General features: G+C 70.5%; 18 protein-coding genes. 13 read left to right on the forward strand and 5 right to left on the reverse strand.

Features of this window, described 5'->3' with window-relative positions; genetic code table 11:
- From MKL11_RS28765 to MKL11_RS28775, 3 genes are all read left to right on the forward strand, one after another.
- The coding region (locus MKL11_RS28765; protein WP_243949974.1) for an ATP-binding protein at positions 1 to 894 on the forward strand (894 nt) is incomplete at its 5' end.
- A 162-nt stretch (positions 895 to 1,056) separates the two neighbouring features.
- Positions 1,057 to 2,460, forward strand: a complete 1,404-nt coding sequence (locus MKL11_RS28770) for an MFS transporter (protein WP_243949977.1) — start codon at positions 1,057 to 1,059, stop codon at positions 2,458 to 2,460.
- 84 nt (positions 2,461 to 2,544) lie between these two features.
- Complete coding sequence (locus MKL11_RS28775; protein WP_243949979.1) at positions 2,545 to 3,342, forward strand: SDR family NAD(P)-dependent oxidoreductase; 798 nt, start codon at positions 2,545 to 2,547, stop codon at positions 3,340 to 3,342.
- 98 nt (positions 3,343 to 3,440) lie between these two features.
- Here MKL11_RS28775 and MKL11_RS28780 read toward each other — a convergent pair whose 3' ends face one another.
- Positions 3,441 to 3,812 carry an SWIB/MDM2 domain-containing protein gene (locus MKL11_RS28780; RefSeq protein ID WP_243949981.1) on the reverse strand — a complete coding sequence of 124 codons (372 nt, stop codon included), beginning with the start codon at positions 3,810 to 3,812 and terminating at the stop codon, positions 3,441 to 3,443.
- Between the two features lie 244 nt (positions 3,813 to 4,056).
- On the opposite strand from MKL11_RS28780, the gene MKL11_RS33260 reads away from it, so the two are divergent.
- The 3 genes from MKL11_RS33260 (at position 4,057) to MKL11_RS28790 (ending at position 5,251) form a co-directional block, all read left to right on the forward strand.
- Positions 4,057 to 4,179, forward strand: a complete 123-nt coding sequence (locus MKL11_RS33260; protein WP_279600782.1) for a hypothetical protein — start codon at positions 4,057 to 4,059, stop codon at positions 4,177 to 4,179.
- Positions 4,180 to 4,246: 67 nt separating this feature from the next.
- The gene (locus MKL11_RS28785) at positions 4,247 to 4,732 is read left to right on the forward strand and encodes a DUF2721 domain-containing protein (protein WP_243949983.1); all 486 of its coding nucleotides are present in this window, start codon (positions 4,247 to 4,249) and stop codon (positions 4,730 to 4,732) included.
- Positions 4,733 to 4,816: 84 nt separating this feature from the next.
- Positions 4,817 to 5,251 carry a PRC-barrel domain-containing protein gene (locus MKL11_RS28790; protein ID WP_243949985.1) on the forward strand — a complete coding sequence of 145 codons (435 nt, stop codon included), beginning with the start codon at positions 4,817 to 4,819 and terminating at the stop codon, positions 5,249 to 5,251.
- A gap of 231 nt (positions 5,252 to 5,482) precedes the next feature.
- On the opposite strand, the gene MKL11_RS28795 is transcribed toward MKL11_RS28790, so the two are convergent.
- On the reverse strand, positions 5,483 to 5,884 hold the full coding sequence (locus MKL11_RS28795; RefSeq protein ID WP_243949987.1) for a hypothetical protein: 402 nt from the start codon (positions 5,882 to 5,884) through the stop codon (positions 5,483 to 5,485).
- 321 nt (positions 5,885 to 6,205) lie between these two features.
- On the opposite strand from MKL11_RS28795, the gene MKL11_RS28800 reads away from it, so the two are divergent.
- The 4 genes from MKL11_RS28800 (at position 6,206) to MKL11_RS28815 (ending at position 11,195) form a co-directional block, all read left to right on the forward strand.
- On the forward strand, positions 6,206 to 6,910 hold the full coding sequence (locus MKL11_RS28800; protein ID WP_243950217.1) for a PRC-barrel domain-containing protein: 705 nt from the start codon (positions 6,206 to 6,208) through the stop codon (positions 6,908 to 6,910).
- Positions 6,907 to 8,277 (forward strand): MFS transporter, encoded by a 1,371-nt coding sequence (locus tag MKL11_RS28805; protein WP_243949990.1) that lies wholly within the window; start codon positions 6,907 to 6,909, stop codon positions 8,275 to 8,277. Before MKL11_RS28800 ends, MKL11_RS28805 begins: the two co-directional genes overlap by 4 nt.
- 203 nt (positions 8,278 to 8,480) lie before the next feature.
- Positions 8,481 to 10,250: an ABC transporter ATP-binding protein gene (locus tag MKL11_RS28810; RefSeq protein ID WP_243949992.1), complete on the forward strand. Its 1,770-nt coding sequence runs from the start codon at positions 8,481 to 8,483 to the stop codon at positions 10,248 to 10,250.
- Between the two features lie 15 nt (positions 10,251 to 10,265).
- Positions 10,266 to 11,195, forward strand: a complete 930-nt coding sequence (locus MKL11_RS28815; RefSeq protein WP_243949994.1) for a glutaminase — start codon at positions 10,266 to 10,268, stop codon at positions 11,193 to 11,195.
- Between the two features lie 73 nt (positions 11,196 to 11,268).
- Here MKL11_RS28815 and MKL11_RS28820 read toward each other — a convergent pair whose 3' ends face one another.
- Positions 11,269 to 11,706 (reverse strand): hypothetical protein, encoded by a 438-nt coding sequence (locus tag MKL11_RS28820; RefSeq protein ID WP_243949997.1) that lies wholly within the window; start codon positions 11,704 to 11,706, stop codon positions 11,269 to 11,271.
- Positions 11,707 to 11,925: 219 nt separating this feature from the next.
- Between MKL11_RS28820 and MKL11_RS28825 the strand changes: the two genes are divergently transcribed.
- Genes MKL11_RS28825 through MKL11_RS28835 form a run of 3 tightly spaced genes read left to right on the forward strand, consistent with a single transcriptional unit; the run spans position 11,926 to position 15,034 of the window.
- Positions 11,926 to 13,347, forward strand: a complete 1,422-nt coding sequence (locus MKL11_RS28825) for an MFS transporter (protein ID WP_243950017.1) — start codon at positions 11,926 to 11,928, stop codon at positions 13,345 to 13,347.
- A 42-nt stretch (positions 13,348 to 13,389) separates the two neighbouring features.
- On the forward strand, positions 13,390 to 13,968 hold the full coding sequence (locus tag MKL11_RS28830) for a Uma2 family endonuclease (RefSeq protein ID WP_243950019.1): 579 nt from the start codon (positions 13,390 to 13,392) through the stop codon (positions 13,966 to 13,968).
- A gap of 52 nt (positions 13,969 to 14,020) precedes the next feature.
- The gene (locus tag MKL11_RS28835; RefSeq protein WP_243950021.1) at positions 14,021 to 15,034 is read left to right on the forward strand and encodes an adenosine kinase; all 1,014 of its coding nucleotides are present in this window, start codon (positions 14,021 to 14,023) and stop codon (positions 15,032 to 15,034) included.
- A gap of 9 nt (positions 15,035 to 15,043) precedes the next feature.
- Here MKL11_RS28835 and MKL11_RS28840 read toward each other — a convergent pair whose 3' ends face one another.
- Positions 15,044 to 16,726 carry a methyl-accepting chemotaxis protein gene (locus tag MKL11_RS28840; protein ID WP_243950023.1) on the reverse strand — a complete coding sequence of 561 codons (1,683 nt, stop codon included), beginning with the start codon at positions 16,724 to 16,726 and terminating at the stop codon, positions 15,044 to 15,046.
- 209 nt (positions 16,727 to 16,935) lie between these two features.
- Positions 16,936 to 17,907, reverse strand: coding sequence for an NADPH:quinone oxidoreductase family protein (locus tag MKL11_RS28845; RefSeq protein ID WP_243950024.1), 972 nt, complete (start codon positions 17,905 to 17,907; stop codon positions 16,936 to 16,938).
- Between the last annotated feature and the right edge of the window lie 53 nt (positions 17,908 to 17,960).

The raw sequence follows: 17,960 nt of genomic DNA on the forward strand, positions 1-17,960 counted from the left end.
CTCGATGCCGGCATCGTCCGGCCGCAGCTGCAGCCGGTGTTCTTGCCCGGCCTGCTGGCGGAGCTGGCCGAGAGCTTCAAGCCGTTCGCCGAGCGCAAGGGCCTGCGCCTCGCGGTGCGCTGCCCGGACATCACGGTCACCACCGACGTGATGCTGCTCCAGCGCATCCTCCAGAACCTGGTCTCGAACGCCGTCCGCTACACCGGCGCCGGCGGCATCGTGCTCGCGGCCCGGCGGCGCGCCGGCGGAATCCGGGTCGACGTGTTCGATACCGGCTGCGGCATCGCCGCCGAGGAGCGCGACCTCGTCTTCGAGGAGTTCTTCCGGGGCGGCGCCCGGACCGGCGCCGCGGAGGAGCCGGGCCTCGGCCTCGGCCTGTCGATCGTCCGCCGCATGGCCCAGGCGCTGGACCATCCCCTGACCCTGGCCTCCCGGCCCGGCCACGGCACCCGGGTGACCCTGGGCCTGCCGCTGAGCGAGGTCCCGGCCGCTCCAGCGCCCGCTGCCCCCGTGGCGACCCGGCTCTCGGGCGCCCATGTCCTGGTGGTCGAGAACGATGCCTCGACCGCCGACGCCCTGGCGCGGCTGCTGCAGAACTGGGATGCCCGGGTCTCGACGTTCCGCGATCTCGCCGGCGTGCGCGGGGCGGTGGAGGCCGGCGCCGCGCCGCCCGACATCCTGGTGCTCGACTACCATCTCGACGACGGCGCCTGCGGCCTCGACGTGGCCGCCTATCTCCGCGGACGGTCCGCGAGCCCGCTCCCGGCGATCGTCACCACGGCCGACCATTCCGAAGCGATCGAGGCGCGGGTGGCGGAGGCCGGCGCCGAGCTGGTCCACAAGCCGATCAAGCCCGCGCAGCTCCGCTCGCTCCTGACCTACATGCTGGCGTGACGCACAATCCCGTCCGCGCCGTGACATAGGACACGCGGCAGCCCTCGACGCTGTGCCGCGCCTGCGCGAGAGGAAGCCGGCATCCGCGGTGCGTCCCGCGCCCGGATCTTTTCCCGCAACCGACGTCGCCGGCCCTCCGGGACGCCGCAGGAGCGCGCGCGCATGGCGCAGGTCCCGGCCGGTACAGGCGCCCCCGCGCAGGGCGGCCAGCATGATGGCCTGCCGCCGCGGGAGCGTCTTCTGGCGATGGCGGCGATCGGCCTGGCCATGACCATGGCGGTGCTCGACGGCGCGATCGTCAACGTCGCGCTGCCCGTGATGGCGAAGGACCTGGCGGTGAAGCCGGCCGACGCGATCTTCGTGGTCAACGCCTACCAGATCGCCGTGACGGCGAGCCTGCTGCCGTTCGCGTCGCTGGGCGACATCTTCGGCTTCCGGCGGGTCTACCTGCCGGGGCTGGCGCTGTTCGTGGCCGCGTCGCTCGCCTGCGCGGTCGCGCCGAGCCTGCCCCTGCTGATCACGGGACGCATCGTCCAGGGGCTCGGCGCCGCGGCGATCATGAGCGTCAATATCGGCTTCGTGCGCTTCATCTACCCGCACCGGATGATCGGCCAGGGGGTCGCCAACGTGGCCCTCGTGGTGGCGGTGGCCTCGGCCGCGGGCCCGACCGTGGCGGCCGCGATCCTGTCGGTGGCGACCTGGCCCTGGCTGTTCCTGGTCAACGTCCCGGTGGGCCTCCTGGCCCTGGCGGTGGCGACGCGGACCCTGCCGGTGACGCCGGCGAGCGGTCGGCGCTTCGACCTGGTGAGCGCCGTGCTCAACGCCCTGACCTTCGGCCTGCTGATCATCGGCATCGACGGGCTGGGCGACCCGGAGCGCCAGGCGATCGCCGTCGCCGAATTGGTCGGCGCCCTGGTGATCGGCGCCGTGTTCGTGCGGCGCCAGGTCCGGCTGCCGGCGCCGCTGCTGCCGGTGGACCTGTTGCGGATCCCCGCCTTCGCCCTGTCGATGGCGACCTCGGTGGCCTCGTTCGCCGCCCAGATGGTGTCCTACGTCGCGCTGCCGTTCTACTTCCAGGACGTGCTGCACCTCTCCAGCACCCAGACCGGCTTCCTGCTCACGCCCTGGCCGATCGCGGTGGCCGCCATGGCGCCGGTCTCGGGGCGGCTGGCCGACCGTTACCCGCCGGGGCTGCTGGGCGGCATCGGGCTGGCGATGCTGGCCGCCGGCCTCGTCTGCGTGACGCTGCTGCCGGCGGCGCCCGCCACCCTCGACATCGTCTGGCGCCTCACCCTGTGCGGTCTCGGCTTCGGCCTGTTCCAGTCGCCCAACAACAAGGTCATCGTCACCTCTGCGCCGCGGGAGCGCGCCGGCGGCGCCAGCGGGATGCAATCGACCGCCCGGCTCACCGGCCAATCGCTCGGCGCGGCCCTCGTGGCGGTGATCTTCGGGCTGACCCACGGGCTCGGGCCCGAGCGGGCCGTGACCCTGTCGCTCTCCTGCGCGGTGGCGCTGGCCGCTCTCGGCGGCTGCGCCAGCGTCCTGCGGCGCGGTAAGGGCGGTTAGGCGAGCCCGGCATGCCACCGACCAGCGTGGCGAGCGTTGGCGGAGATCGATACCCGCACGATCCACGCCCCGGAGCCTCCGCCCATGGACCTCGACCTCACCGGCAAGAAGGCCCTCGTCACCGGCTCGACCGGCGGCATCGGCTACGCCATCGCCAGGGAACTCTGCGATCTCGGCGCAGAGGTCGGCATCAACGGCCGCACCGCCGAGCGGGTCGAGGCGGCGCTGACCAAACTCCGCGGCGAGACCAAGGCCGGCCGCGCCTTCGCCGCGCCGGGCGACGTCGCCACCGCGGAGGGGGTCGATGCCCTCGTCCGGGCGCTGCCGTCGGTCGATATCCTGGTCAACAACGCCGGGATCTTCGAGCCGAAGCCGTTCTTCGAGATCCCGGACGCGGACTGGCAGCGCTTCTACGACGTGAACGTGATGAGCGGTGTGCGCCTGTCGCGCGCCTATGCCCCGGCCATGGCCGAGCGCGGCTGGGGCCGGGTGATCTTCATCTCCAGCGAATCCGGCATCAACACGCCGACCGAGATGGTCCATTACGGGATGACCAAGACCGCGCAGCTCGCGATCTCCCGCGGCCTCGCCCAGACGGTCGCCGGCACCGGCGTGACGGTCAACAGCGTGCTGCCCGGGCCGACCCTGTCGGAGGGCGTGGCCGAGTTCATGAAGCAGATGGCCGGGGGCGCGGCCGATGCCGACCTCGACGCGATGGGCCGGGCCTTCGTGGCCGAGCATCGCCCGTCGTCGCTGATCAAGCGCCTCGCGACGGTGGAGGAGGTGGCAAACCTCGTCGCCTATCTCTGCAGCCCGGCAGCGAGCGCCACGACGGGCGCTGCGCTGCGGGTGGATGGCGGTGTCCTGCAAGGTCTCGCGTAGACCGCCTCGATCGAAACGGTCATCGGCTCGGGGCTATCGAGCCCCGGTTGATCGAGAGCCACCGGTCCGGCCGCGGGGCCGGACGCGGGCTTTGACAATCAAGCTTTCAGGTGCGCCGCGAGATGCTTGTTCATCTCGAACATCGAGCACTTGTCCTTGCCGAAGACCTTCTTGAGCTTGTCGTCGGCGAGGATCTCGCGCTTGTTCTCGGGGTTCTGCAGGTTGTGCTTCTTGATGTAGTCCCAAACCTTGCTGACCACCTCACCGCGGGGCAGCGGGCTGGTGCCGACGATCGCGCCGAGATCGGCAGACGGCTTCAGCGGCTGCTGCAGGGCGTTCGGCTTGGCGCCGGCGGCCTTCGTGGCGGCGGGCTTGGCAGCCTTGGCGGGAGCGGCCTTGGCGGCCTTCGGCTCATCGGCCTTGGTGGTCTTGGCCGCCTTCGGCGCAGCCTTCTCGGTCTTCGTGGCCATAAACTTCCTCCGGTTCTCGGGCCGCAGGCCGGGGCATGAGCGCCCCACGGCCGAGCCAGCATAGCAGCAACTAAGCGGTGCTGCCGCCGTTCCAAGGGGAAATCGCCTTCGGAGGGCCATCATCCACAGGGCAGGCGCGGAAATCCACTCCGGAACCGGCCGATTTGCACCGCAGCGAAGATGATTTCGTCAGAAACGGCCGATCGAAACCTGCTCTTAACGGTCGCGCTCCAGCAATACAGTCATGTTTACCCCGGTCCTCACGCTCGCGCTGTTGCTCGCCACCGGGCTCGTGCTCGGTCTTGGTCTCGGGATCCGGGCCGAGCCGGCCGCGTCCGGCCTGCAACCGGGCCGCCAACTGGTCTGAGCGCGGGCGTCGCCATCCCCCTCGCGGCCTTGCCGTGCGGGGCCGCCCGGTGCATCTGCCCGGCGCCATGATCGATCCCATCACATCCACCACCCTGGACAGCACCGCCCACGTCGTCCAGGTCGCGCTGAGCCCGGTCTTCCTGCTGTCCGGCGTCGCGACGCTGCTCAACGTCTTCGGCGCCCGGCTCGCCCGGGTCGCCGATCAGGCCGAGCGCGTCTCGACGCGGCTGGCCGGCGCCGGCGAGGCCGAGCGGGTCATCCTGGGCCAGCGCCTCGACCGGCTGCATACCCGCTTCCTGGCGCTGGACGCGGCGGTGTTCCTGGCCGCGCTCGGGGGCGTTGCGACCTGCGGCTCCGTGCTGACCCTGTTCGTCGGGGCCCTGCGCGACAGCAAGGTGGCGAGCCTGCTGTTCGGCCTGTTCGGCGCCGCGATCCTGTGCACGCTGTGCGCGCTCATCGCCTTCGGGTTCGAGATGCTGCTGGCCAGCCGGTCGGTCCGGGACCGGATCAACCAGCGCCGGGCCAATGCCGGGATGCTCGCGGATCTCTGATCGCCGGAACCCGTCCCCGCCCCGGCGTTTAGTCAGCAGGGCCGGATGCACGTCCGGCCCGGTCTGCGTAACCCGGGAGTCATCATGCCGACGGATCTGCCCACCGAGCGTACCGTGAGACCGACGGGCTCCCTGGAGCTCGATCCCACCGGCGAGGGCATCGCCATCGACGAGACCGCCCGCCTGATCGCGTCGAACAAGGTCGAGGGCACGGCCGTCTACGACCTTGAGGGGAAGCACCTCGGGGCCGTGCACAACTTCATGGTCGATAAGGTGACCGGGCAGGTCGCCTACGCGGTCCTGGCCTTCGGGGGTTTCCTGGGGCTCGGCGAGAACCACCATCCCCTCCCCTGGAAGGCGCTGACCTACAGCACCGAACTCGGCGGCTACGTGGTCGACATCGATCCGGGCAACCTCGCCGGCGCCCCGAGCCACGGCCCGGGCGAGGACGCCTTCGCCGACCCGAACTATCGCGGGCGGATCGAGGATTATTACGGGCTGCGCGCGCCGACGGCGTGAGCTTTGTGCGCGGGCGACACGCGTCTTCTCCCTGCGGCTACCGCCTGCACAAATCTGGAGCGCTGTCGCTCTTGCAGGTCGCTACGAGCCCCCTCTCCCGTTCGGGAGGGGACCCGCGCCCGTCACGCGTAACGCTGTGGCCTGCTCGGCGAGAGAACCCCGCGTGAGGCCCATAGCTTCGCGGGAAAGCGCGGCCCGTCCGTGCACCGCGCCCCCTTCCGGAGGACGCCCTTAAAACTTCCCGCCCAGCCCGACGCTGCCGCCGGGCGAGAGCATGGGACCCATCGAGCTGCTGCTCCCGCCGCTCGCGGCGTTGCCGCCCTCGATATCCTCGCGCCGGATCCGACGCTCGCCGGCGCTGGCCGACTGCGTCGCGCCGCCGGTGCTCTTGGGGATCGCGAGCTGCTTCGTCGGGGTGGTCTGGAGCGGCTGGCCATCGGCATCGACCGCGGCGTTCCGGGCCTCGCGGTTGGGCAGGGAGCCGCGCAGCGACGGCGGCAGCCCGACCTCCGTCTCCGGCATCACGCCGCCGCCGCCGCCGAGCGCCTGACAGCCGGCCACCAGGCCGGCCAGGGCGGCGCCGAGCGCGAGGCCGCGCGCAACGGCGCATCCCGACGAGGTGAGGGTCGACATCGTGTGGTCCTTGCAAGGGGCCGCATCGGTCTGCGCGGCGCGCATGGGTTTCTGGTCCGGTGTCTACGCTGGGGTTGCGGCGAAAACCAGACGCCCCTTGCGGCGGTGCGAACCGGAGGTCGCCCGGGCCACACCGGCGTGGAACTTGCGGACCGGCCGCGACGATCCATAACTTCGCCTAGGTCCTTCGGCAGACAGCTGCCCGCAGGCGGGGTCTCGCCGGTGGCGGGCCCGAACCCGGCCATACGGTCGCGGTCGTGCCGGCGCGCCGGCCCGGCCCGGCCTTTCCTCAGAGGACGCAGCGTGTTCAGAACCAACCGGATGATCGCGGCCGCAACGATCGCCCTGTGGGCGTCGGGAGCCGTGGCGCAAGCCCCGTCCCCCGGGGGCGAGGGCGCATCCGGCCAGGCCGCGCCCGCCAGCCCGCCCGCCGCCCCGCCGGCCCCGGGCGCGACGACGGGCGCTGCGCCCGCGGCGACCCCGCCCGCCAACGCGACGCAGGCGGCCCCGGCGAACGCCGCCCCGCAGCAGCAGGGGACCCCGGCCACGGTCCTCGACACCCAGGATTACGAGAGCCTGCTCGGCCGCAGCGTGCGCAGCGCCGGCGGCGACGAGCTCGGCCGTGTCATCGACATCATCATCGACAAGGACGGTCATCCGCGGGCCGCGATCATCGATTTCGGCGGCTTCCTCGGCGTCGGCACCCGCAAGATCGCCGTGGATTGGCGCGCCCTGCGCTTCACCGCCGACGGCAACAAGGAGCGCAAGCTGTCCGTCGCGCTGAGCCGCAACCAGGTCCGCGTGTCGCCGGAATACAAGGCCGGCGAGCCGATCGTGGTGCTCGGCCCGGCGAGCCCCGCCGCTCCTGGGGAAGGCGATCAAGCCGCCACCCCGGCCGCGCCGGCCGGCCCCGCCGCACCCGCTCCCACGGCCGCCGCCCCGGCTTCTCCCGCCGCCACGACCGCGCCTGCCGCGCCTGCCGCTCCGGTGCCCGCCGCCCCTCAGGAAAAGGCTCCGGACAAGTGACGGTGGCCCGATTGAAGGCAAGACCCGCCATTTCCCCCCGCGAGCGCGAGGTGTCCCGACAGGACCCGCGGTCGCGGCTCGTCCGCCTGAAGGACCAGGCGGCCGAGGTCCCGCGCGAGCCGGCGCGGGCCGCCGCGGAGGCCGCGCCTGTGGACCGAACGCTGTCCGCGGTGAGCCGCCACGGCCTCGACGCCTTCGCGTTCTTCGTGGCCAACCTGCAGACCGGGTTCGGGCCGTTCCTGGCCGTGTACTTCTCACAGGCGAAGTGGACGCAATCCGATATCGGCTTCGCCCTGACCGTGGGGAGCCTCGTCGCCCTGCTCGGGCAGGTACCGGGCGGCGCCTTCGTCGATGTCGTGCGCTCGAAGCGCTTCGCCGCCGCGGTGGCGGTGATCGGCATCTCGGGCAGCGCCTTCGCGCTGGCGGTCTGGCCGAGCTTCCCGGTGGTGCTGCTGGCGATGGCGGTCCATTCCGGGGCGAGCTGCGTGCTCACCCCGGCGATCGCGGCGATCAGCATCGGGCTGGTCGGCCGCGCCCGAGCGGGCGAGCGCCTCGGCCGCAACGCCAGCTTCGCGGCGGTCGGCAACGCCCTCGGCGCCGCCGGCATGGGCGCCATCGGCTACTACCTCTCGAACGGGGCCGTGTTCTACCTCACGGCGGCCCTCGTGGTGCCGACGATCGTCGCGCTCAGCCGCATCCGCGCCCGCGAGATCGATCCCAACGTGTTCAAGGAGGCGGCCCCGGCGCAGGCACCGCGCACCGCCGGGCAGGACGGGGTCCGGGCGCTGCTGACCAATCGCGGTCTGCTGTGCTTCTCGGCCTGCATGGTGCTGTTCTTCCTCGCCAACGCCGCGATGCTGCCGCTGGTCGGCAGCGTCCTGACCCTGCGGGCGAGCGAGACCGCGACCGCCCTGATCGCGGCCTGCATCATGGTCCCGCAGGCCGTGCTCGCGGTGAGCGCCCCCGCGGTCGGCCGGGCGGCGGAGCGGTTCGGCCGCTACCCGGTGCTGCTCCTCGGCTTCGGCGCCCTGCCGGTGCGCGGCCTGATGCTCGCCTACACCACCAACCCCTACGGCCTCGTCGCCATCCAGGTGCTGGACGGGATCTCCGCCTCGGTGCTCGGCGTGATGGTCCCCCTCGTGGTCTCGGATCTCACCCGGGGCACCGGACGGTTCAACCTGGCGCTCGGCGCCGTCGGCACCGCGATGGGCGTGGGCGCCGCCCTCTCGACCTCGATGGCCGGGATCATGGCCGACCGCCTCGGCAGCCACAGCGCCTTCCTGGGGCTGGCCTTCATGGGATTTGCGGCCTTCATGCTGGTGGCGCTGATCATGCCCGAGACGCGCCAGCCCGCGGAGGCGGCGTGACCCGCGGCACCAGATTCGCTTACGTGTCTCCGTGCCGCTCAAGCGGCGTTCAGGTTTGACAGATAAAAGCGCGCGGGAGGTGCGGGCCGGTGCAACATATGGCAACGCTGTCGCGTTGCCGCTGCGGGTCCGACTGCGCCCGCGTTGCACTCCGCCTCAGCCCGCACCCGCCAGTGCCGCGTGAATACGGAATGGTCACCGCGATGGAAGAGCTGCACCAATACGCTGAGAGGCCCTTCGCCTTCGTCGGGCGATACCTCCGGCGCCGCTGGGTGCCCCACCTGGTGATCCTGATCTCCGTGCTCGGCGCGGTCGGGTTCTCGGTCTCGACCGATTACGCCCTCAAGGGCGTGGTCGATGCGCTGACCAAGGGGCCGGGCCCGGGCAACACCGTGGTCTGGGGGGCGCTCTCGGTCCTGATCGCCTTCATCGCGGCCGACAACATGCTCTGGCGCGTGGCGGCGCTGACCGGAGCCTTCACCTTCGTGGGCGTCACCGGCGACATCCGCCGCGACCTGTTCCGGCACATGACCGGCCATTCCCCGACCTTCTTCTCGGACCGGCAGCCGGGCACGCTGGCGTCGCGCATCACGGCGACCTCGAACGCGATCTTCACGGTCGAGAACATGTTCGTGTTCAACGTGATGCCGCCGACCGTCGCGGCCTTCGGGTCGATCGGCTACATCGCCACCGTCAACACCACCATGGCGGCAATCCTGGCCGGCGTGTTCGCCGCGGTCGTCGTGCTGATGTTCAAGATGGCTTCGGCCGGCAAGCCGCTGCACCACGACTTCGCCGCCAAGGCGGCCTCCGTCGACGGCGAGATGGTCGACCTCGTCGGCAACATGTCGCTGGTGCGCGCCTTCTCGGGCTTCAAGCGCGAGGGCCAGCGCTTCGAGGGCACCATCGCCACCGAGATGCGCGCCCGGCGCTCGTCGCTGCTCTACCTCGAGAAGCTGCGCATCGTGCACGCGGTGCTGACTGTACTGGCAGTGTTCGGCCTGCTCTACTGGGCGATCCAGATGTGGGAGGCCGGCCAGGCGACCAACGGCCAGGTGGTGCTGGTCTGCACGCTGGGCATCCGCATCCTGGCGGCGACCCGCGACCTCGCGGTGGCCCTGGTCGACGCGACCCAGCACACCGCCCGTCTCGCCGAGGCGCTGCACACCCTGCTCCAGCCGCACGACCTCGTCGATCATCCGGAGGCGAAGCCGCTCACCGGCCAGGGCGCCAAGATCGAGTTCGACCACCTCGCCTTCAACTATCCGGACGGGCGCCCGGTCTTCACCGATTTCGACCTGGTGATCGAGCCGGGCCAGAGGGTCGGCCTCGTCGGCAAGTCCGGCGGGGGCAAATCGACCCTGTTCTCGCTGCTGCAGCGCTTCTACGACGTGAAGAGCGGCGAGATCCGCATCAACGGCCAGACGATCGAGCGGGTGACCCAGGAATCCCTGCGCGAGGCGATCACGGTCGTCCCGCAGGACGTGTCGATGTTCCACCGCAGCTTGCGCGAGAACATCCGCTACGGCCGGCCCGAGGCCACCGACGACGAGGTCTGGCAGGCCGCCGAGGCGGCGCGCTGCACCGAGTTCATCCAGGCTCTGCCGGAGGGGTTCGACACCATGGTCGGCGACCGGGGCGTCAAGCTCTCGGGCGGCCAGCGCCAGCGCATCGCCATCGCCCGCGCGATCCTGAAGAACTCGCCGATCCTGCTGCTCGACGAGGCGACCTCGGCGCTCGACGCGGAATCCGAGCAGGCGATCCGCCAGGCGCTCGCCAACCTGATGAAGGGCCGGACCGTCATCGCCATCGCGCACCGCCTCTCGACCCTCCAGGATTTCGACCGGATCGTCGTGCTGGAAGGCGGCCGCATCATCCAGGACGGCTCGCCCGACAACCTGACCCATCTCGACGGCTTCTTCCGCGAATTGATGAAGAAGGAATCGATGTCGATGTCCCTGGCCGCCGCCTGAGCGGCGATCCCGGCCGTGCCCGACCTCGACAGCGTCGTCCGGGAGATCTCGGAGGAGATGGCGCAGCGCCGCGACCGGGGCGCGGTGGCCGACTACATCCCCGAACTCGCCCACGTGGACCCGAACCAGTTCGGCATCGCGGTGATCGATGCCGAGGGCCGGGTCACGACCGGCGGCGACAGCGAGACGCCGTTCTCGATCCAGAGCGTGTCGAAGGTGTTCACGCTCACCCTGGCGCTCGGCATGGTCGGCGACCGGCTGTGGAAGCGGGTCGGGCGCGAGCCCTCGGGCAACCCGTTCAACTCGATCGTGCAGCTGGAGCGCGAGCGCGGGGTGCCGCGCAACCCGTTCATCAACGCCGGCGCCATCGCGGTGACCGACGTGATCCTCTCCGGCCACGAGCCCCGGGAGGCGCTGGGCGAGATCCTGCGGTTCATGCAGTTCCTGGCCCAGGACCCGACCATCACCATCGACGAGCGGGTGGCGGCCTCGGAGAAGCGCACGGGTTTCCGCAACACCGCGCTGGCCAACTACATGAAGTCCTTCGGCGTCATCGAGAACCCGGTCGACTACACGCTCGGCGTCTACTTCCACCATTGCGCCATCGCGATGAGCTGCCGCCAGCTCGCCACGGCCGGCCGGTTCCTGGCCCATAACGGCCGCAACCCCTCGACCGGCCACAACGTCGTCTCGGTCGAACGGGCGCGCCGCATCAACGCGATCATGCTGACCTGCGGCCACTATGACGGCTCGGGGGAGTTCGCCTACCGGGTCGGCCTGCCGGGCAAGAGCGGCGTCGGCGGCAGCATCCTGGCGGTGGCGCCCGGCAAGGCCTCGATCGCGGTCTGGTCGCCCGGCCTCGACGCCGCCGGCAATTCCCATCTCGGCCGCGTCGCCCTGGAGCGCCTGACCCAGCGCATGGGCTGGTCGGTGTTCGGGGCCTGACGTTCGCGCGGGGTAAGAGGACGTCTCCGCCGCCATTCCCGCGAGGCGAAGGCGGAGGCGGACGCCTCCGGGGTCAACAGCGCTGGAAGTACCGGTAGATATCCGGTGCGCGCAGCCACTTGAACTCCGCCGTCAAACCGCCCTGCTGCTGGATCCACTGACGAATACCGGCCGGATACCCGCCCCACATCGTCTCGGTTCCGGCCTCGTGTTGCGCCAGATGGAAGCCGAAGGCGGCCTCCGGCGTCACGCAGATCCGGCTTGCCGGCACGTGGCCGAGCAACGTGGTGCAGGCCGATTGGCAGTTCCCGACCACGCGCACCCGCTTGCCCTGCGCGGCGAGTTCGGTCCAGAGGCTGTCATACTGCATGACCGAGCCCCCGTGATTGTCGGATACATCGATCGTGTCGCCCGCGATGCGCCATTCCGACATCGGATCGCTCGATCGACCACCGCGCGCGGACGGGCTGAGCGGATAGAGCAGGCCTGCGCACAGAAGCGCCGCCGCCACGAGATGCGAAGCCGGCCGGAACTTTTGCCCGCACATCATGATGAGCCGCCGATTTCCTGACCGAACGTGCCCAACACTGTATCGGCGAATGCGGACGACAGTCGAGCCCCGGCATGGATCGCCAACCGCCGTCGTGATCGCACGATGGCGAGCGGGAAGCCGCGCCTTGCGTGGGCCGATCTTTCAGGGCAAGCGGCGCGGCTGGACGGGACGGGCGACATGACGACGAGTGCGGCTCCGCGCGCGCGATTGGGCCAAGACGGGGCGACATTGGATCCCGGCGCCATCCTGGCCCGCCTCGACCGGCTGCCGCCGACCCGCACAGTCTGGCGCTTCGTGGCTTTGCTCGGCCTCGGCTTTTTCTTCGAACTCTACGACCTGCTGTTCACCGGCTATGTCGCGCCGGGCCTCGTGAAGGCCGGGATCCTCACGCCGACGACGCGCGGGCTATTCGGCGCGAGCGGCGTGGCGAGCTTCGTGGCGGCCCTGTTCACCGGGCTGTTCATCGGCACGCTGGTCTGCGGCTGGCTGGCCGACCGGTTCGGCCGCCGGGCGATCTTCACGTGGTCGCTCCTGTCCTACACGGCCGCCAACCTCGTGATGGCCTGCCAGACCGAGGCGTTCGGCCTCAATTTCTGGCGGCTGATCGCCGGGATCGGCCTCGGCCTAGAGATGGTGACCATCGGCAGCTACCTCTCGGAGCTGGTGCCGAAGGGGATCCGCGGCCGCGCCTTCGCCCTGTGCCAGGGCATCGGCTTCACCGTCGTGCCGGTGGTGGCGTTCCTGTCCTACCTGCTGATCCCGGTGGCGCCGCTCGGGATCGACGGCTGGCGCTGGGTCGTGCTGATCGGCGCCACCGCGGCGATCGGGGTCTGGTGGCTGCGCGCGGGCCTTCCGGAGAGCCCGCGCTGGCTGGTCGAGCGCGGGCGGCTCGCGGAGGCCGACGCGATCCTGCGGCACCTCGAGGCGCAAATCGCCGCCGAATACGGCCGCCCCCTGCCGACGCCCGCTGCGCCCGAACCTATGCAGCGGCGCGGCGCGTTCGGCGATTTGTGGGTGCCGCCCTACCGTCGCCGGGCCCTGATGATGGCTGGCTTCAATGTGTTCCAGACCGTGGGCTTCTACGGCTTCGCCAACTGGGTGCCGACCCTGCTGGTGGCGCAGGGCATCACGATCACGTCGAGCCTCGCCTACACGGCGCTGATCGCGCTCGCCGCTCCGGTCGGCCCGCTGATCGGGCTGGCCATCGCTGACCGGTTCGAGCGCAAGCACGTCATCGTGGCCGCCGCGCTGGTCTACATCGCCTGCGGGCTGGCCTTCGCGCAGACCCGGGACGTGTCGGCGACCGTCGCCCTCGGGATTGGCCTGACGCTGGCCTCCAACGTGATGTCCTACAGCTTCCACGCCTACCAGGCCGAGTTGTTCCCCACCGGCATCCGGGCCCGGGCGGTGGGCTTCGTCTATTCGTGGAGCCGCTTCTCGGCGATTTTTACGGGTTTCGTCATCGCCTTCGTGCTGCGCGAGGCCGGCACCCCGGGGGTGTTCCTGTTCATCTCCGCCGCAATGCTGGCGGCCGGACTTCTTGTCGGTCTTCTCGGGCCTCGCACCCGCGACGTGGCTTTGGAGAAGATCGCGGGTTAAAGCTCGCCGCCGCGCGGTAGCGAATCGTGATACCCTCAAGCCATGGTCGCACAGCCAAAGTCCCGGATGACGGTCGACGAGTTCCTGGTTTGGGCCGAGAACCAGCCCGGGCGCTACGAGCTTGTGAACGGCGAGGTTTTCGCGATGTCACCGGAGCGGGCTCGGCACAGCCTGGTGAAATACGCCACGCAGACGGCACTGAACCGCGCGATTAGGAGAGCCGGCCTTCCCTGCCACATGATGCCGGACGGGATGACGGTCCGCGTCGACGCCGCGACCACGTTCGAGCCGGATGCCCTGTCTTATTGCGGGCCGGCAATCGACCTCGATGCCGTCGAAGTGCCCCACCCTGTCATCGTGGTCGAGGTGCTTTCACCAGGGACTGAATCGGTGGATACCGGGGCGAAGCTCGTCGGCTATTTTCAGATCATGAGCCTGTACCACTACTTGATCATCGACCCGGTCAGGCGCCTCGTGATCCACCATGCGCGCGGCGCCGAGGGGCTGATCGAAACCCGGATCGCGACCGAAGGCGCCCTCGACCTGACGCCGCCGGGCCTGAGCCTGCCCGTCGGCGAGCTGTTCGCCGATCTCCCGCCCCCCGCAGAGCCCGCGGCTTGATCCGATCCGAGGCGGATGTCACAGCGGCGCAAACGCGAATCAGGACGCCCGGATGACCACACCCCTCGATCTCCTCGTGCTCGGCAACGCCATCGTCGACGTGATCGCCCGCACGGACGACGCCTTCCTGGCCGCCCAGGGCGTGACCAAGGGCGCGATGCAGCTGATCGACGAGTCGCGGGCGGAAGCTCTGTTCGCCGCGATGGGCCCGGCCACGATCGTGTCGGGAGGCTCGGGGGCCAACACCGCGGTGGGTGCGGCCCTGCTCGGCGCCAAGACCGGCTTCGTCGGCAAGGTCCGGAACGACGAGCTCGGCGGCCTGTTCAGCCACGACCTCAAGGCCACGGGCGTCAGCTTCTCGGTGCCGCCGGCGAGCGAAGGGCCGGCCACGGCCCGCTGCTTCGTGCTGGTGACGCCGGATGGCGAGCGCACCATGAGCACTTATCTCGGCGCCTGCCAGGGGCTGAACCCCGAGGACGTGGACCGGGCGCTCGTGGCCTCGGCCCGGGTGGTCTACCTCGAAGGCTATCTGTGGGATCCGCCCGCTGCCAAGGACGCGTTCCGCAAGGCTGTCCAGATCGCCCACCAGGCCGGCAACGCGGTGGCGCTGACCCTGTCGGACGCGTTCTGCGTCGGCCGCTACCGGGACGAGTTCCTGGGGCTGGTGCGCGACGGCAGCATCGACATCCTGTTCGCCAATATCGGCGAGTTGCAGAGCCTCTACCAGACCGACGATCCCGAGGCCGCCGTGGCCGCGCTCCGCGACGAGCGCAACGCCCGCGGCCGGCACCTGCTCGGCCTCGTCACCCGCTCGTCGGATGGCGCCCTGGTGGTGCAGGGCGGCGAGGTCCGGACCGTCGAGGCGAGCCCGGTGCGCGAGGTGCTGGACACGACCGGCGCCGGCGACCTGTTCGCCGCCGGGTTCCTGGCCGGCCATGCCTGCGGACTCGACCACGTCACCAGCGCCCGCCTCGGCGCGCTGGCAGCCGCCGAAGTGATCCAGCATATCGGCGCACGCCCGCAGGCCGACCTCGTCGGCCTGGCCAAGGCGCGCGGCCTGCTCTGATCCGCCCCCTCAGGCGGCCCGAACCGTCGCGAGGAAGTGGGTCACCTCGCTCCGGAGATGCTCGGAGCGGAGCGACAGCTCGGAGGCCGAGCTGAGCACCTGATTGGCTGCCGCCCCGGTTTCGTTGGCGGCACCCGCGACCCCGGAGATGCTGCTCGTCACCTCGCCGGCGCTCGCGGCCGCTTCCGTGACGTTGCGGGCGATCTCCTGGGTCGCCGCCCCCTGTTGCTCCACGGCCGCGGCGATCAGGGTCGCCACCGTGCTGATCTCCTGGATCCGCCCGCCGATGCGGCCGATCGCCGAAACGGCGCCATCGGTCGAGGCCTGGATGCGCCCGATATGGCCGCTGATCTCGTCGGTGGCCTTGGCGGTCTGGCTCGCCAGCTCTTTCACCTCAGCCGCCACCACGGCGAAGCCGCGCCCGGCCTCGCCGGCCCGGGCCGCCTCGATCGTGGCGTTGAGCGCCAGCAAATTGGTTTGCCCGGCGATGGTGGTGATCATCGTCACGACGTCGCCGATCCGGGCCGCCGCGCCGCTCAGCTCCTGCACCAAGTGGGCGGTGGAGGCCGCATCCTCGACGGCGGCCTGGGTCAGCGCCGCTGCGTTCGAGACCTGACGGCCGATCTCTTGGACGGAGCTTTCCAGTTCCTCCGCGGCCGAGGCGGCGGTGTTGACGTTGGCGGCGGCCAATTCGGCTGCGCTCGCCACCCGCAGGGATTGGCTGGCAGCGCCCGAGGCCGTGTCGGTCATGGTGGTGGCGGTGGCCTGTAAGGCCGCGGCGGCCCCCGAGACCGTCCCGATGATGCCGCCCACCGCCCCCTCGAAGGCGTCGGCGATCTGGCGCATGCCGGTCTTGCGCTGCTCCTCGGCGGCCTGTCGGGCCTGGGCGGACTCCGCTTCCAGGGCGCGAGCCCGGATCAGGCCGTCCTTGAAGACCTGCACGGAGGCTGCCATGGCGCCGATCTCGTCGCGCCGCTCGGCATGGGGAACGGTAATGGAGAGGTCCTGCGCGGCCAGCCGGGCCATGATCTCGGTCATGGACCGGATCGGGCGGGCGACGCCGCGCAGGATCAGCCAGAAGGCTCCGGCCGTGGCCGCCAGCCCGGCGATCAGTGCGGCGGCCGTGACGGTCCAGGCCGTCGTGTAGGCATCCTCGGCGCGCTTCGTCGCGGTCTGCGTGCCCTCGGCATTGACCTTGGCGAGATCCCCCAGCGCTCCGAAGGCGCCCACCAGAGGGGCGCGGGCCGGCGCGATGGCGTCGCGGGCTGCGGTGCGATCACCGCGCTTGAGCGCGGCTACGATGGCCTCCCGGGACGCCAGATAGGCCTGCCACCGCGCCTCGAACGCGTTCCACAGACCTGTCTCGCGCGGCGATCCGATATGCGACCGATACTGCTGGAATCTCTCCGGGATAGTCGCATCCATCTCGGTGAATTCAGCATCCAGATCGCGGTTTTCGGCGCTGTTTTCGGCGATGACTTTGCGGATCGTCGTGGTGTGATAGCGAAGCGCTAGGAACTGCAGTTCGTCCAGCTCGTGATCCTTCACGTTCCAGACATCCCGCATCTCCCGGGCCGAATCATGCACGTCTTTGATACTGACGATATTGCACAATGAATTTACAACTAAAAGAACCAATCCGATAAACGAAACCAGAAACAACCGAACCGTTATGCTGCGACCGAACCGCATCTCGCTCTCCACCCAGTGTCACTGTGTAAGATATTATCGCATCAGCGTGACAGAATGGATTTGAAGACAGTGATTTGATTTAAAAAATCGATGGCCGGCAGACGGTATGACGAACAAATTCGCTCACCGGTTCGATTTATAGCCTGAAACGATCCGCCCGAGCCCAATTGGAAGTAGAGAAACGGCGATCGCCGCAATGGCCTGCCGGATCACGGCCGGAGCAGCACCTTCCCGACCGCGGCCCGGCGGGTCAGCAGGCCGAACGCCTCGGGGAAGTCGGCCAGCGCGTAAACGCCGTGGACCTGCGCGGTGAGCTTGCCCTCGGCGACCCAGTCCAGCAGCCGGCGCTGGTCGGCCCGGTACGCCGCCGGCTCGCGGTCGAGGAAGGCGCCCCAATGGACGCCCTGCACGTCGAGCTCCTTCAGCAGGATCAGGTTGAGCGGCAGCCGCGGGATGCCGCCGGCGGCGAAGCCGATGACGAGGTAGCGGCCGCGCCAGCCGAGCGCCCGCAGGGCGGGTTCGGCGTAATCGCCGCCGACCGCGTCGTAGACCACGTCGACCCCGCCGCCGCTGATCCGGCGCAATTCGTCCTTGAGGGTCGCGGGATCGTAGACGAGCGTCGCCTCGGCGCCGTGGGCGCGGGCGACCGCCAGCTTCTCCTCCGAGGAGGCGCAGGCGATCACCCGGGCGCCCATCAGCCGGCCGAGTTCCACCGCGGCGAGGCCGACGCCCCCGGAGGCGCCGAGCACGGCGAGCCATTCGCCCGGCTTCACCTTGGCCCGGTTGGCCAGCGCGTGCAGCGAGGTGCCGTACGTGATCGTGAGCCCGGCCGCCTGCGCGTCCGGCACGGCCTCCGGCACCGGCGTGAGCTTGGCGGCCTCGATGGCGATCAACTCGGCGCAGCAGCCGTGGCCGGCATGGACGATCACCCGGTCGCCGATCGCGACGCCCGAGGCCCCCTCCCCCAGCGCCTCGACCACCCCGACGCCCTCGCCGCCCGGCGAGAACGGCAGCGGCGGCTTCACCTGATAGCGCCCGGCGACGATCAGCGTGTCGAAGAAGTTGAGCGCGGCGAGCCGGATCCGCACCAGGGCCTGCCCGGGCCCCGGCACCGGACCGGGGCATTCCACGATCTCCAGATGCTCCGGCCCCTTGAGCCTCGTGCATAGCAGCGCCCGCATCCTATCCTCCCGGTCGATGTGTTGGTCCTGTCCAGGCCAAAGTTCAGGCCGAG

It is taken from the genome of Methylobacterium sp. J-077, assembly GCF_022829365.1.
GTDB lineage: Bacteria > Pseudomonadota > Alphaproteobacteria > Rhizobiales > Beijerinckiaceae > Methylobacterium.

Excerpts from the sequence above, each read along its gene's own strand:
- MKL11_RS28770 (WP_243949977.1), top strand. The coding sequence starts at position 1,057 with ATGGCGCAGGTCCCGGCCGGTACAGGCGCCCCCGCGCAGGGCGGCCAG.
- MKL11_RS28775 (WP_243949979.1), top strand. The coding sequence starts at position 2,545 with ATGGACCTCGACCTCACCGGCAAGAAGGCCCTCGTCACCGGCTCGACC.
- MKL11_RS28780 (WP_243949981.1), bottom strand. The coding sequence starts at position 3,812 with ATGGCCACGAAGACCGAGAAGGCTGCGCCGAAGGCGGCCAAGACCACC.
- MKL11_RS33260 (WP_279600782.1), top strand. The coding sequence starts at position 4,057 with ATGTTTACCCCGGTCCTCACGCTCGCGCTGTTGCTCGCCACCGGGCTC.
- MKL11_RS28785 (WP_243949983.1), top strand. The coding sequence starts at position 4,247 with ATGATCGATCCCATCACATCCACCACCCTGGACAGCACCGCCCACGTC.
- MKL11_RS28790 (WP_243949985.1), top strand. The coding sequence starts at position 4,817 with ATGCCGACGGATCTGCCCACCGAGCGTACCGTGAGACCGACGGGCTCC.
- MKL11_RS28795 (WP_243949987.1), bottom strand. The coding sequence starts at position 5,884 with ATGTCGACCCTCACCTCGTCGGGATGCGCCGTTGCGCGCGGCCTCGCG.
- MKL11_RS28800 (WP_243950217.1), top strand. The coding sequence starts at position 6,206 with ATGATCGCGGCCGCAACGATCGCCCTGTGGGCGTCGGGAGCCGTGGCG.
- MKL11_RS28810 (WP_243949992.1), top strand. The coding sequence starts at position 8,481 with ATGGAAGAGCTGCACCAATACGCTGAGAGGCCCTTCGCCTTCGTCGGG.
- MKL11_RS28825 (WP_243950017.1), top strand. The coding sequence starts at position 11,926 with ATGACGACGAGTGCGGCTCCGCGCGCGCGATTGGGCCAAGACGGGGCG.
- MKL11_RS28830 (WP_243950019.1), top strand. The coding sequence starts at position 13,390 with ATGGTCGCACAGCCAAAGTCCCGGATGACGGTCGACGAGTTCCTGGTT.
- MKL11_RS28835 (WP_243950021.1), top strand. The coding sequence starts at position 14,021 with ATGACCACACCCCTCGATCTCCTCGTGCTCGGCAACGCCATCGTCGAC.
- MKL11_RS28840 (WP_243950023.1), bottom strand. The coding sequence starts at position 16,726 with ATGCGGTTCGGTCGCAGCATAACGGTTCGGTTGTTTCTGGTTTCGTTT.
- MKL11_RS28845 (WP_243950024.1), bottom strand. The coding sequence starts at position 17,907 with ATGCGGGCGCTGCTATGCACGAGGCTCAAGGGGCCGGAGCATCTGGAG.